Consider the following 14653-nt stretch of genomic DNA (forward strand, 5'->3'; position numbering starts at 1 on the left):
CATGTCGACCATCAGACAGCCACACCCCTCGCAGGGCTTCTCCATGGTGGAACTCCTGATCACCATGTTCATTCTGGCCATCGGGCTGCTCGGCCTTGCCACCCTCCAATTTTCTGCCCAGGCCCAGGGACTCGGGGCCCGCCAGCGGGGCACGGCAAGCTTCGTGGCACACAACCTGCTCGACCGCATCCAAGCCGAGGGCGCATTGAGTTCCGGAGAGCGGGCCATCTCCATTGATGGGACCGTCACGCCGAATGGCCGATTCAAGTATATCGATCCCGCGGGAGCCGCAGCCACGACCGCGCTTGCCAACGATGACGGCTACACCATCCTGGGGCTCCTGCCCGATGATCCCTATTACGACCCCAAGGGACCTCATGCCACGGCCGACAAGACTCTGGTCTACAACACTTCGTGGATTCGGGGCAGAGGGGTGATCAATGCCTACGCCAAAAGCGGCCTCCAGGAATTCGTCGTCAACGTCACCTGGACAGAGATCAATCCGCAAACGAAGGCCACCATCACCAAGTCTATTTCTGTGAGCCGCTATGTGCGAATTTAAACTCCACTCACGCCGGAACCATCGCGGTTTTTCATTGGTTGAGCTCCTGGTGGCGCTCGTATTCACCGGAATCCTGATGGCCGGGATGAGCAAAATTTTTACCGCCAGCATCAGCAATTTCACCGCCGGCACCGAGACCATCGGAATCCAGCGGACCGCGCGGTTCGCCCTGCTCCAACTCCAGGAAGACATCCTGCAGGCTGGCTACCTGCTCCCCCCCCGCATCGTGACGGAGTTGCTCGGAAACGCCCAGCCCCCGCTCAAGATCGAAACCCTCCAGACCAAATTCACCTATAAATCCACGGACGGCACCGACGTCACCCTGGTGACGCCGGATGAACTTCAGATGGTGATGGATCTTCCGCTGAGCCTTCATGGGATCCTCGACGCCACCGTCGATCCTGCTGCGGGTGCCACGGACACCTTAAAGGTCCTCATCCCCAGTGGTGGTGCGGCGTTGAAGGTTGGCGATCTGGCCTTTATCGAGGACTCGGCCTGGGAAATCTTCAAGATCAATGGCATCGCCTCTATCGGAAATACGTACACCCTCACCCTGGCGGACAACACCACTCTGCTCGACCAGTTTGGCAACGACACCAATGCCAGCCTCGTGTCCCCTTTCATCAACAAGAAGCACATCGGAACCGATGGCGGGACCGCTCCAGGCGCACAAGTGGCCTTCGTGCGCCCCCTGCAGGTGGTCAGTTACACCATCCAAGCCATGAATCTGGATCCCGGCAACAACACCGCCACCGTCCCCTGCCTCATCCGGAGGACCAAAGCCCTGGCCGATGCAAGCTTTGGCCCTTCCGAGATCATCGTGGAGGGCGTCACTGGATTCCAGTTGGATTGGAGCCTCGACGGTGGAAAGAGCTGGGTCCGGAAGGATAATGGCCTGACAACGGCCCAGTGGGGTGCCATCAAGACGGCCACCAGCAGCCAACTGACCACGATCGCCACCACCAGTCCATTGACCAAACTCCTGGTCGGAGGCATGGACAGCACCGTGGACCCGTTCTGGTTCAACTATGCACCCGTGGTGATCCGCCTCGACATCGAGACGCGCTCGAAACTCCAGCGGACTGAGTACAGCAACGCTGCGAATGCAGCGGACTACCGCACCCGGCGCGAGACGCTGCTGATTTCATCCCGCAACTTCGCCCTCGGCAAGATCTGAAGGAACGGACCATGCGATCGAGCTTCTCGTCCACAACCTCAAGGCAGTCCGAACAGGGTGGCATCACCATCCTGGTAGCCCTGATCCTCCTCTCGGTCATGACTGTCGCGGCCCTGGGAATGAGCCAGACCACCCTCCGCGAACTCGCCATTACGGGCAACGAAAGCACGGGCCGTAAGGCCGCCGAGGCCGCGGATTCCGCCCTCGACTGGGTGCTGATCTGGAGCAATCCGAACGCAGCCACCAGCATCAGTGCCTCCACAGATCCGATCACGGGCGCGAACACTTCGACCATCACCACCTCCACTCTGACTGGCGCACCAGGCATCGTTCAGGTCCAGATGAACAAGCTCTTGGCCGCCATCGGCGATTCGAGCCTGCGGGTGACCAAGCTGGACCCGCTACCCAACACGGCCCCAGGCAGTGGCCCGGACACCTACGGCAACCAGAGTGGCAACAGCGGTTCCCTCCGATTCTTCCTCCGGAGCGTGGACTTCAATAAGACCACGGCTCCTGAGCTCTTCCAGACCGCCGCAGGCAGCACAGGCTTTGTTCAGAAAGACTCCGTGGTGGCTCAGGCCTTCGACGTGGAAGTCCGCTACCTGGGCGAATCTCTCGCCAATCGCGCGAGCGGATTCAGGGCCAAGAAGCAGGGAGGCCTGTTCCTCATCCGCTCCGTAGGCCGGGCCAACATCGGCGCCACAGGCCAGTCTTTCATCGCTCAGCGCGAAGCCCTTGTGGATTACGCCCCCTGATCGGCCCATCGCTCCAGGAACGTCCGGAATACCCCATCTGCTCGGAGCCTCCCATGCGAGTCCAGCGTCTTTTCGCCCCCTTCCTCATCCTCGCCACGAGCTTGGCTCTGCATGCACAGGTCGAGCCGAACCTGCAGACCGCCACGGATCTGAGCGACGTCTATCAGTCCAGATCGGGGTCCTCCACCCTGGTGCTGATTCTGGATAGCACTACCGCTAGCCGGGGCGTGTTCGAATCCTTCGATTACCTGACCAACAAAGCGCGAAGGGCCTTCCTCGGGGCGAACAACGGCATGGGGGGGAATCCTTCGCCGGGGGACGTCGGCTCCGATACGGTCTTTTCCAAACCAGGCCCGGCAGGTACGGCCCTCAACAGGACGACCCCCATTCTCGGCTATGTGTTCGGTATCAAGAGATCGGGGACCAGGGCTGAAGTGCGCATGTACACATGGCCCAGCGGCGCTCCCCTCACCGTTCGAACGGCCATCGGAGGCAATACCGAAGTCGTGGGCTACCCGCAGGCCTATTCAGGGTCCGGTACCGCGATGACTGAGGTCGCCTGGAACACCGATGCGCTCACCACCTTGCGGAACAATGGGAGCCCCGTCACCCACATCCGCTTCACGATCAACAGCCGCACCATCGACCTGCCCTGTCCCTGGAGAATCCACGACAGCACCAGTGCCGTGGCCCAGCCGCCAGCCCCGACCAAGGAAGTCCCCTTCCCCCCGATCCAGGCCTACCAGCGGAACTTCCAGAGGAATCAGACTTATCAATCGGGTCACACGGGCATTCCGTACGATGTGTATTCGGACCAAAGCGCCAACGCCACCCGCACCATCCTGGGTTATGCGGACACGATCATCGGGCAGTTCTACTACTCTCCGGACTACCTCGCCTGGATTTTCTACGGGAAGTCGATCCGGGGAGCCTATGCATTGACGGGCAACAAAGCCGGCACCGTGGACTGGACGGCCAATTCATACGGGTACGCCGGAGGCTACGCGGTCCCCACCGTTACGGACACCGTGACCATCTCTGACGGATCCACCGGAACGACAACGGCCAAAGGCGAAGGTTTCGCCAACCACCTGCCGAACATGACCCGCCTGCAGGCGGAGAAGGCCGCCGTCATCAACGCCTTCATCGACAAGCTGGACAAGGCCACCTGGTACTACCGGTTCCTGGCGCCCGCCTACGGCGACCCAAATAACGATGAGGAGCTGACCTCTTCCCTCACGGCCTACGCCACGCCTTCCAGCTATCAGGCGGACCGCTCGGGGGCCGAGACGAACCCAAACTACCTGTCTGACTTGAGGCAGCTGACGCTATCACTCCTCACAAGCCAAACTTCGGCGCTCCAGACCATCGGGGCCAAGGACATGGTGGGAACCCAGGCCGTGGCCAACTCGAGTTTTGGGTCCAACCTTGATTCCCTGGACGCCTATACGCCGGAACCCCTGGCGGTGGCCCTTGCGAACACCTACCGCAAGATCGTGCGTGACACCACCAAGTTCGCCACCGGTGATTGCAGCGGGAAGATATTCGTGGCCCCGATCTCCGCGAACGGCATGAACGACTCCTTGACCTTGAGCGGCGACCAAAAAGCCGCCTACAACGGAAACAGCGCCGGCTACTACTCCTATACCCATGGCAATACCGGACTGAGCAAGGGCGGCATCAATTATCCCGACGCCAATGTCACCAGCGCCATGCAGAACAACAGCTTCGCGCCTGGAAGCGACTATTTCCACCCGGCTACCATGTCGGCCTCAGCGGCCTTCGGACTGCCCGGTGTAACCAACAACACGTCCGCCTACGACGCCCCCTGGAACGACCCCGTCACCAAGAAGACCCGGGGTATCCAGACCATGTGCATCAGCTTGGCGGTTCCAGGAACCTACGTGCTGGCCAGCGACAACAACGGCCGCAACCCCCACGAAGAGTTCTTTGACGTGGCCCAGTGGGGCAATCCCAGCAACAAACGATGGAGCCCGTCCAATCCGGCCCCTTCCTCTGACCTGATCTATTTCTACCAGCCAGCCAACGCCAACAACGTCCGGTATTTCCCCTCCGCCGACCCGGCCTCACTGGAACAGGCGCTTTTCAACATCGGCAATTTCATCGTCTACGGCAAGGCGGCCCTCTCGGCCCCGGCGACTCCCGCGACCGGCATCCAGAATGCCAACCAGGCCTACTTCGGCACGTTCCAGACCACCGCCAGCACCTCCGCCTCTGACCGGGTGCCCTTGTGGGCCGGGAACCTCTACGCCATCGGCCTCCAGCGTACCGTCATCCCCGGAGTGACTGCGGGATCGGTCCAGAGTGTGTTCAAGTTCTACGGGATCAATGACGGTACCAAGAAATACGAGACGGTCAATAACGTCGGCACCAATACGGCCGATTTCGATGTGCTCAACCTCTGGAGCGCCTACATCGTTTTCGGGAAGTACCAGAACACGACCGTCAACACGGAAAAGATCCTGGGTGGCGCCGCCCTTTCGTGGAAGAACCGCAGCGCCTACATCATGGGCTCTCCAGACAGCAGCACAGGCGGAAGGGACATCGAGCTCTACGTCCACTCCGACAATGGGACGACCGACAACGCAGCTCAACTCAGCCGGATCATCTCCTGGATCACGGTCAAGGATCCCACGAACCGGTACTACCTCTCCTCCATGATCAGGGGAGGTGGGGCCAGTCCGACCAACGACGACGCCCGCAATCTCATGCGCTTCCTGCTGGGGGCCTTTGAACCTACCGACAATGCCAACCTGCTCAACCGTGACAAGTTCGACACCGATAATTCGAAGACGACCAAACCCCTCCTCGGCCACCTCAACATCATGGGCGACATCGTGAACTCCGCCCCGCAGGCCGTGGAGCTCTCCAAAGACCTGGCGGATACGCTGCCCGATGCCCTAAAAAAAGATGACTTCTATACCAACGCCTACGACTCCACTCAATACACAGATCCCCACACCCGGCTCATCCTGGTCGGGACTAATACCGGGCACCTGCACTGCTTCGTCGAAGTGGCCGCGAAATCCATCAACACCCTGACCAATCCCGACGGGTTCTACACCGCGAAAGCCTATGAGCTCTGGACCTTCATCCCCCCGAACCTCTTCCCCATGCTCTGGGATCTCTACAACCAGAAGACCCAGACCGATGCCACCATCTTCAAGCATCACTACGGCGTGGATGGCGACCCGGTGCTCTTCCACGTCGACAAGGCGCCTTCGGGAGCCATCATCGGGGACACCCGGGTCAGCGTGGGTGAGGATGCGGCCATCATCTTCAGCTTCCGGAAGGGCGCCCGCGATTACTTCACCATCAAGATCTCCGATAGTTCCAACAGCGCCACCACACCCTCCTCACCGCACCTGGCCTGGTGGATCCGTCCGATCACCGGGGATCTCATCACATCAAAACTCAAGTCCTCCTCCCAGGCATCGCTCCTCCGCACCATGGGCATGAGCACTTCGGTGCCATCCTTCGGCTACGTCAAGGACAAGAACGGAGCACTCACTCGCGTGGTCTTCATCACGGGTGGCTACACCAATACCGAGATCAACACTCGGTACAAGAACGATGATGCCATTCAGGGCACCTCCTATTTTGGGGACGGCCTGGGTCGGCTCGTCATGGCCCTCAACCCTATGACTGGCGAGCATGTCCGAGAGAATCCATGGGACTTCCGCGCCACCGCCGTGGGCGCCATCGCCGGCGGTGTCGTGCCAGTGGAGGTCCTGAATCTGGGGACCGGCCTGACCCATCGCATCTATTTTGGTGATTTCACAGGCAGTGTCTGGGCCCTCAATGCGGACAAGTCCGCTACGGCCTCGGGCTACCGAGCCGACCTCCCCGACATCAACGCATGGTATTCCAATGACAAGGTCAGGCTGATCTATTCGGACCCCAAGGTTCGGTTCACCACTGCCCCCGACGCCTTCCGCCTGCCCGGTGATTTCCCCGTGCTGATGGCGGCAGGAACCTCCTCAACTCGGCCATTGACGGTGATGGTGTCCATCGGGTCTGGAGATCGCAATAACCCCATCGATGCGCCCGAAGACTTCACCTATGTCGACAAGAACGGGGTCACCCAGTCGGTCTCTCCGACCATCGCCGAATACAACAGGTTCTATACCTTTGCCGATCTCCAGAACTCCAGCGGGGCGCTGGACATCGCCACCCTCCAGAAGATCGACAGTTCGTGGGCGACCAGCTACAGCGACCCGAAAGTGACCCCGGGCAGCAGCAGCTATCTCTGGGGGTCGTTCAGCACTGCGACCAACACAGGCTCCAATTACCACTACGGGTACTACTTGGATCTGCCCCACAACGACAGCACCAACGCCCTGCTGGCGCCGGCTGGAAACAGTCCAAACCGGACCCGCGACAAGGTGCTTGTCAGCCCCCTCATCAAGCAGGGGTCCCTCTTCTACTCTCTTTACAACGTCTACGGTTCGAGTGGGTTCGGCTGCTCGCCCTTCTCCACCACCCGAACCTTCCGACAGTGCGACATCACCCGCCCTCTCTACTTCGATCCCGAGATCGATGTGACCTCATCCAAGGTAGGTGACACCAACGGCGGCGGCCTCAACAAGAGCACCGACGGATGCAGCGGCTTGGCCTTCACGTTCAACTCTCTGTCCAGCCAACTCGTGGATGCCGGCGACTACGTGATGCAGGGCGGGGCCAAGGCCTCGACCGAGACGAACCTGGCCGGTTCCAACACACCTGATATCCAGGCTGTGAAAGACACTGAGAGCAATCCCGGCTTCCGCCTTCGCTCCTGGCGCGTCGTCCGGTAGGTTCGAGCAGTTCCAAACCATGGGCCCCTTCGGGGGCCCTTTTTCATCCGAACTGGATGGGATCCCGGTCGAGGCTGATGGGACCGGCGGGCGGCAGAGGGTGGCGGGCGAGGACTTCGCCGAGGGCGCCGCGAGTACCCTTGAGCAGGAGGTGCATGCGCCAGCGGTCGCGCACGCGGGGCACGGGCGCCTCCAGGGGGCCGAGCACGCGCAGGCCGGGAACGGAGAGCCGCTGCCGGAACCCATCCAGGGCCTCCTGGGCCTCCCGCAGGGTGTCGGCCTCGGCGCGGTAGAGGGAGAGGGCCGTGAAGGGCGGGTAGCCCAGGCCCTCACGAAAGGGCAGTTCCGAGGCCGCGAAGCCTTCGAAGTCCTGGGCCAGGGCGAAGGTGATGGCGGGATGCTCCGGCGAGTAGGTCTGGAGGATCACGCGGCCGGCCAGCTCGGCGCGGCCCGCGCGGCCCGCCACCTGGGTAAGCAGCTGGAACGTGCGCTCGGAGGCCCGGAAATCAGGCACCTTCAGGCCCTGGTCCGCGTTGAGCACCCCCACGAGGGTGAGCTTCGGAAAGGTGTGGCCCTTGGCCAGCATCTGGGTGCCCACCAGGATGTCCACTTCCCCGGCCTCGGCCGCCAGCAGGCCCGCCTCGAAGGAGCCCCGGCGCCGGGTGGTGTCGCGATCCAGCCGCAGGATGCGGGCGGCGGGGAAGAGCTGGTTCAGATGCTCTTCCACCTGCTCCGTGCCTTCGCCCACGCCCCGCAGGTGATCCGCGCCGCAGTCGGGGCAGGCCTCCGGCGGCACGGTCTCATGGTCGCAGAGGTGGCAGCGCAACCGGAAATCACCTCGGTGGTAGGTGAGGGAAATGGCACAGTGCGGGCAGCCCAGGGTCTTGCCACAGGCCCGGCACATCCAGAAGTTCTCGTAGCCGCGCCGGTTCAGCAGCAGGAGGGCCTGCTCGCCCCGGGCCACGGTCTCGGTGAGGGCCTGCATCAGCGGTGGCGCAAGGATAACCTTCCGGCGCATCTGCCGGTAGGCGTCCCGAAGGTCGACAACCTCCACGCTGGGCAGCGTGATGCCTGCGGGCCGCTGCTTCAGCTGCAGGAGCCGGTAGCGGCCCACCTGCGCGGCCTGCCAGCTCTCCAGGCTGGGCGTGGCGCTGCCCAGGAGGATGGGGCAGCCTTCCAGCTGGGCCCGCTTGATGGCCAGGTCCCGGGCATGGATGCGGGGATGCTCCTCGGACTTGTACGAGCCCTCGTGCTCCTCGTCCACGACGATGAGGCCGATGTCACGCAGGGGGGCCAGCACGGCGTTCCGAACCCCCACGAAGAGGTCGGCCCCGTTGAAGAGCAGGCGCACCACGTCGCCGTGCTTCTCCCCGGCGTTCAGTCCCGCGTGGCCCACGGCGATGCGGCCGGGGAAGCGGGCCTCCAGGCGATCCAGAAGCCGGGAGGTGAGACCGATCTCCGGGACCAGCCAGAGCACCCGCCGGCCGGCGGCCAGCACGCGCTCGGCCAGGGCCAAGTACACCTCGGTCTTGCCGGAGCCCGTCACACCCTGGAGCAGGTGGACGCCGAAGGCCCCAAGGACCACGGACTCCAGGGCAACCCGCTGCTCCTCGTTCAGCGCCACCGTGCGGTCCACCCCGGCCTCGCGCCGCTGGCCCAGCAGATCCACCCGCTTCATCCGCTCGATGAGCCCCCGCTTTTCCAGGGTGCCCAGCACTGAAGGGCCGACCCCGGCGGATTCCAGCAGCTCGGTCTCCATCAGCGCGCCCCCCGCGTCCTCCAGGGCCAGCAGCACCTTGGCCTGGGACGGGGTCACCCGGGGCGGATGGGGCGCCCCCGTGAGGCGGACTTCCGTGAACCCGGCACCCCGCAGCAGGGGGCGGTGCAGCAGCGTCGGCAGGATGGACGGATCGCGGTGCCAGGCTTCACCCAGGTCGGCGAGCACCTTCCAGGCGTCCCGATCTCGGTGAAAGGACAGGCGCTGCCCATCCTCATCCGCCTCCCAGTGGGGCAGCAGGGCCTGGGGCAGGCTCAGAGGCAGCAGGTGGGCCTCCAGGCAGCCGTAGTAGCGGGCGGCGAAGGCCTGCAGCTCGCGCAGCTTCGAGGGCAACAGGGGGAAGGGGTCGATGACCGCGTCCACGGGGCGCAGCTTCGCGGCGGGCGGCGCGGGATCGGGCCCCATAGCCAAGCCCACCGCCAGGCTGTTCCGGACCCGGACCTGCACCCGCACGCCTGCGGGAAGGTCCTCCGGCGCCAGGTAGGTGAGTGGAGGCAGGGGGCGGTTCAGCTGGATGCGGGTGGGAACGAGGACCATTGGGGCCAGGATACACTTGGCAGATGCTGGTCCTCGGTCTGGAATCCTCCTGCGACGACTGCTCCGCCGCTGTCGTGGAGGAGACGCCCTCCGGCCCGAGGCTCCGCTCCCTGGTGCGCGAGAGCCAGGACGCCATCCACGGCCCCTTCGGCGGGGTGGTGCCGGAGCTGGCGGCGCGCGAGCACCTGCTGCAGGTGCGCGCGGTCATGGCCGAAGCCCTGGCGCAGGCCGGGATCCGCCTCCAGGGGCTCGACCGCCTGGCCGTCACACGCGGTCCCGGGCTGGTCGGCAGCCTGCTGGCCACCTTCAGCGCCAGCAAGGCCGTGGCCTGGCGAACCGGGCTGCCCTGGGTGGGCGTCCACCACCTGCTGGGACACCTGAACGCCGCACGCTTCGCCGCGCCGGACCTGCCCTTCCCCGCCCTGGTGCTGCTGGTGTCCGGCGGCCACACGCACTTGTACCTGGCACAGGACTGGACCTCGCTTCAGCTGCTCCAGAAAACCCGGGATGACGCCGCCGGCGAAGCCTTTGACAAGACCGCCCGCATGCTGAACCTGGGCTACCCCGGCGGCCCAGTAGTGGATGCCTGCGCCCGGGCGGCGGGGCGCGCCGCGGACCCCTTCACACCGCCCAAGTTCCGCGATGGCAAGGCCTCCTGGAGCTTCTCCGGCCTGAAGACGGCCGTGAAGCTGCGGGTGGAGCGGACTCCCCGCCTGGCCGAGGCGGGTGCTTCCGATCCCGAGGTGCAGGGCCTGTGCCGGAGCCTGCAGGAAGCCATCTCCTCGTGGCTGCTGAAGCCCGTTCCGGCGCTGGCCCGGGAGCAGGGCGCGCGCAGCCTGGTGATCAGCGGAGGCGTGGCCTGCAACTCCCAGCTGCGCGTCGATGCCGCGATCCTGGCGGCCCGGGAGGGCTTGGCGCTGGCCATCCCCGAACCGCGCCTCTGCACCGACAATGGCGCCATGATCGCCGCGGCCGGCGCCCTGCTGCCCCCGGACCCGGCCCCCTGGATCCAGAACGCCGACGCGGACCTCAAGCTGGGAGCCTGACATGGACGTGACCCGCGAGGATGTGCTGCGCTGCGCCACCCTGGCCCACCTGAGCCTGTGCGAGGACGAGGTCGAACCCATGCGCCTGGCCATGGCGCAGATGCTCACCCATGCCGCCAGCCTGGACGAGCTGCTCCTGGACGGTGTGGAACCCATGCCGGCCGGTCTGGGGCGCCCCCTGCCCCGGCGGGAGGACGAACCGCGCGATGCGTTCACCCAGGCCCAGGCCCTGGCCAATGCACCCGACCAGGACCGGGGCCTGTTCGTGGTGCCGAAGGTCCTCTAGACCAGGCAGCGACCACGAACCGTGGCCGCTGCCTGGTCGGTGCGGATCAGAAGCTGTAGCGGATGCCGAGCCGGATGGAACGCGGCGCCTGGAAGTAGAAGGCTCCCTTGTAGTTCGGGTTGGCTGGCCCACCCTGGGAGAAGTCGTACCTCTGGTCGACCACGGTCGTCGTCTGGGAATCCAGAAGGTTGGTGACCTCAAGTACGAAGCGGAGCCGCTGCTTGTTGGCCAGCTTCAGGGCATAGGCCAGGTTCACATCCAGACGGGTGGTGTCGGGGGTACGCCCCTCCGTGCCCCGGGGCAGCAGGAACAGCTCATACCGCCCGTAGCCGCTGTGGTAGCCCAGCCGACTGATGGGCGTGCCGGTTTGGTAGACCAGGTTGGCTCCCAGGCTCAGGCCGAAATCCCACTCGTAAGCCCCATTGGCCTTGAACTGATGCTTCCGGTCACCGCTCAGGAGACCGTAGCTGTTCACGATGAACTCGGGAAGGTCGAAGGCTGAATTGATGTTGGGGTCCAGCTGGCCTGTTCCATCCGCCCCGCCGATCCCCTGGAAGGCGCCTTCATAGTTGCCCTTCAGTTCGCTCCAGAGGTAGCTGACCTGCCAGGTGTAGTGATCCGACAACCGGCGCTGGGCCGTGAGTTCCAGGCCCTTGTAGTCCCGGATGGCCTGGGGATAGGTGACGCCTGCCGGAGAGCTCTGCCCCGGGTTCATGATGAAGTAGTCGCCCAGGGGGGAGTTCACATCCAGGCCATCCTCGATGGCCCGTCCCAGGTAGCGGCGGATGTACTTGCCGCCGAAGACGTAGAGGTTGTCGAAGGTCGTCTCAGCGCCGACGAGAATCTCATCCGAGTACGACCCCTTCAGGTTCTTGTCCACCGGTTCGACATAGGAACCAACGATGGAAGACTGAATGGGGGGGGTCGGGTTTCCTGCCAGGGTGTTGAGGGTGGCTTCAGCAGCCGCGTTAGGAGCGTAGCCCGTAGCGCTGTAGTTGTAGGTCGTCGGATTACGCTCGACACTGAAGGAGCGGATCACGAGGTCGAGCGGAACCTGCTCGTAGTAGCGGGAGAAGCTGCCGTAGATCTTGTCCTGACCCTTGCCCAGGAAGTCGTAGATGAATCCGAGACGGGGGGCGTACTCGTTCTTGAGGGAGAATGCCGTGACGCCGAACTGATCCTTCACGTCCGTGTTGTCCACACGGACACCCAGGTTGATGTTCAATCGGGCGGTCGGGCTCCATTTGTCCTGGAGGAAGTAGGACGTGCTCTCATGCTTGGGCTTGGAAGCGAAGACGATGCTGGGGGCGTTGAAGACCGAGGTGGGATCGGGGTCGTAGGGGAATCCAAGGGTCCCGGCAGCGTTGGTCCACCAATAGTGGGAATAGATTTTCGAGTTCGCATTGCCCAGGCCGTCGTTATTCAGAAGGGTGACCTGCTGCCCACCCGTGTAACTGCGATGGATGTCAGCCTTGTCGCTCTGAAGGTCGAAACCAGCCTTGAGTTCGTGGGAGCCGAAGAAATCCAGGAACGCGGTGATGGAGCCCGTGATGTTGCTGCGGGTGAACTTCTTGTCATCCCAGCGGCCGAAGCCCCCGCTCTGGGTTCCGCCCAGGGTATTGTCCACCAGCTGGATGCTGCTGCCTCCGGCACCGGGAAGGGTCGAGTTCGTTTCGGCGTGCTGGCTGTACTGCAGCTGTCCGAACCACTTGTCTCCCGAGACCTCATAACGGAGGCTATAGTCCGTGCCGCCGATCTTCCTTTCGCCATCCCAGGTGCCCTCAGTGCCCTTGGGAGTGACCACGGCGCCGGTGATCTTCTCGGGATCGCCCACCACCGAGGCGATGAAGCTCTGGCCCTCCGTGGGACGCCACGTCAGCTTCATGGCAAACAGATCACGGGTCGAGTCCGTGGGCGCCTTCAGGCCATTGACGGTGGGATCCACTGACCGGATGAGATTGGTCTGGTTATTGGTCCGGCGGTCGAATGCCACGAAGTACCAGAGCTTGTCCTTGATGATGGGACCGCCGACATCGAACCCCAATTCCAGTGTCTTGTTCTCGAGGAGAAGGGGCTGCGAGAGGTTGCCTTCATTCTGATGCTTGTTCCCGGTCTTGAGAAAAGCCCCTTCGGAGTAGGCGAACACATCCCCCGTGAAGTCGTTGCCGCCGGACTTGGTGATCACGTTGATGATGCCGCCCAGGGCCTTGCCGTATTCGGCCTCGTAGCCCCCGGTCTTCACCTGGAATTCCTGGATGAACTCCATGGGGATCTTCTTCCCCTGGGTTCCAAACTCCACGTTCGTGGAGTTCATGCCGTCGACGACATAGTTGTTCTCGGCACCGGAAGCCCCGTAGATCTTCACGCCCTGGTTGCCGTTGGGCATGCTGCCCTCAGTGGTGACACCGGGCGCCAGCAGGGCGATGTTGGCGAAATCGCGAGACACGTTCAGCTTCGCGAGAGATTCCGCGGTGTAGTTGCCACCGGAGGTGGTGGCCTTCGTGTCCACCACGGTGCTCGTGCCCAGCACTTCGACTGTGGCGGCGGCCACGGACGCCATCTTCAGTTCTACCGTGGCGGTCTTGTCGAGCCCCACCTGGACCTGGGCCTTGGCAGTATTGAGGCCCTCTTTCGTGACGGTGACCGTGACCAGGCCAGGAGGCAGCAGGCCGATCCGGTAGGCGCCAGAGGCGTCCGTGAGGGCCGCGCGCTCGCCCTGGACACCGACGCCGGTCACGGCCACCCGGGCGCCGGCCACCGCGTTCCCCTTCGAATCCAGCACACGGCCTTGAAGCGCCCCGGTCGTCTGCGCCGACAGGATCGTTCCCGAGGCAAGCAGCAGGGTCAGATAGCGCATGCGATGGCGGGACATGGCCGCTCCAAAAAGGAATGGCCACCATCGGATGGCCAGGATCGAAAAGAAAGTGGCTTCATGATGCGGATTAAAATGTCCACATCAAGGAAAATCTCCAATGCATTTATTCGCGATACAAGCATCGCCATTCATGCATATGAAGCCAAATCCCTACCCTGGCTGAGGTTGCGCCGGGACGCCGTTCCCTTGCGGCCTTCGGGGATCTACCAGTCCCCGCCGGAGTCCCCGCCACCGGAATCGCCGCCGCCCCAATCGCCGCCACCGGAATCACCCCAGTCGCTGGAACCGGAACTGTTTTCCCCCCAGTCGCTGGAGGAACCTTCAGAGGAACCGCCGCCCCACCCGTCGCCGTGGTCCTGCCCATCGTGGTGATGGCCGCCACCCCCCATCATGCTGCCGATCATCATGCCGGTGAGCAGTCCGCCCATGCCACCGCCCGGCTGGCCATAGCCACCCTGCTGCATGGGGGCCGCCCCCGGCATCGGGGCATCCAGACCCAGCCGCCGCCGGGCCGAGGGCGGGAGTTCCTCGTCCTTGAGCGTCTGCACGCCCGCCAGGGCGCCGCAGTAGCCGCAGGTCCACTTCACGGCGCGCAGGCCATCCCACTCCTGGGCCATCTTGTCGCCCGTGGCACCGCAGGCCGGGCACTTGGGGAAGGGACAGGGGAAGGTGTGGGGTTCCAGCGGCGCCGTGGGCAGGGCGCGGCGCGAAGCGCCCAGCTGTTCGGGGCGGTCCTTCTTCCCGCGCAGGACGAAGAAGAGCACGATGCCGGCGATGAGGATGATCCAGAACATGACGGGCCCCCGAGACCTTTAAGGGTA

9 protein-coding genes are annotated in these 14653 nt (G+C 63.9%); 6 read left to right on the forward strand and 3 right to left on the reverse strand.

Annotation, left to right across the window (positions count from 1 at the left end; translation table 11 throughout):
* Window position 1: 1 nt before the first annotated feature.
* From pilV to MLE43_RS11235, 4 genes are read left to right on the forward strand one after another with little or no spacing between them, the layout of a single operon-like run.
* Window positions 2-562, forward strand: coding sequence for a type IV pilus modification protein PilV (gene pilV, locus MLE43_RS11220; RefSeq protein ID WP_243304039.1), 561 nt, complete (start codon window positions 2-4; stop codon window positions 560-562).
* Window positions 549-1739 (forward strand): PilW family protein, encoded by a 1191-nt coding sequence (locus MLE43_RS11225; RefSeq protein ID WP_243304041.1) that lies wholly within the window; start codon window positions 549-551, stop codon window positions 1737-1739. Before pilV ends, MLE43_RS11225 begins: the two co-directional genes overlap by 14 nt.
* Before the next feature lie 11 nt (window positions 1740-1750).
* A complete protein-coding gene (locus tag MLE43_RS11230; RefSeq protein ID WP_243304043.1) occupies window positions 1751-2494 on the forward strand; it encodes a pilus assembly PilX family protein in 744 nt (247 codons plus the stop codon).
* A 53-nt stretch (window positions 2495-2547) separates the two neighbouring features.
* Window positions 2548-7311 carry a pilus assembly protein gene (locus tag MLE43_RS11235; RefSeq protein ID WP_243304045.1) on the forward strand — a complete coding sequence of 1588 codons (4764 nt, stop codon included), beginning with the start codon at window positions 2548-2550 and terminating at the stop codon, window positions 7309-7311.
* A 43-nt stretch (window positions 7312-7354) separates the two neighbouring features.
* On the opposite strand, the gene priA is transcribed toward MLE43_RS11235, so the two are convergent.
* Complete coding sequence (priA, locus tag MLE43_RS11240) at window positions 7355-9625, reverse strand: replication restart helicase PriA (RefSeq protein ID WP_243304047.1); 2271 nt, start codon at window positions 9623-9625, stop codon at window positions 7355-7357.
* 23 nt (window positions 9626-9648) lie between these two features.
* Here priA and tsaD point away from each other — a divergent pair, with 23 nt between their 5' ends.
* Together tsaD and gatC are read left to right on the forward strand one after the other, a co-directional pair.
* Window positions 9649-10671: a tRNA (adenosine(37)-N6)-threonylcarbamoyltransferase complex transferase subunit TsaD gene (tsaD, locus tag MLE43_RS11245; RefSeq protein ID WP_243304049.1), complete on the forward strand. Its 1023-nt coding sequence runs from the start codon at window positions 9649-9651 to the stop codon at window positions 10669-10671.
* A 1-nt stretch (window position 10672) separates the two neighbouring features.
* On the forward strand, window positions 10673-10957 hold the full coding sequence (gene gatC / locus MLE43_RS11250; RefSeq protein ID WP_243304051.1) for an Asp-tRNA(Asn)/Glu-tRNA(Gln) amidotransferase subunit GatC: 285 nt from the start codon (window positions 10673-10675) through the stop codon (window positions 10955-10957).
* A 46-nt stretch (window positions 10958-11003) separates the two neighbouring features.
* Here the strand turns inward: gatC and MLE43_RS11255 are convergent, their stop codons facing one another.
* Together MLE43_RS11255 and MLE43_RS11260 are read right to left on the reverse strand one after the other, a co-directional pair.
* Entirely contained in the window at window positions 11004-13829 is a 2826-nt protein-coding gene (locus MLE43_RS11255) for a TonB-dependent receptor (protein WP_243304054.1), read from the reverse strand.
* A gap of 206 nt (window positions 13830-14035) precedes the next feature.
* Complete coding sequence (locus MLE43_RS11260) at window positions 14036-14626, reverse strand: hypothetical protein (protein ID WP_243304055.1); 591 nt, start codon at window positions 14624-14626, stop codon at window positions 14036-14038.
* Between the last annotated feature and the right edge of the window lie 27 nt (window positions 14627-14653).

Source organism: Geothrix oryzisoli, assembly GCF_022808865.1.
GTDB lineage: Bacteria > Acidobacteriota > Holophagae > Holophagales > Holophagaceae > Geothrix > Geothrix oryzisoli.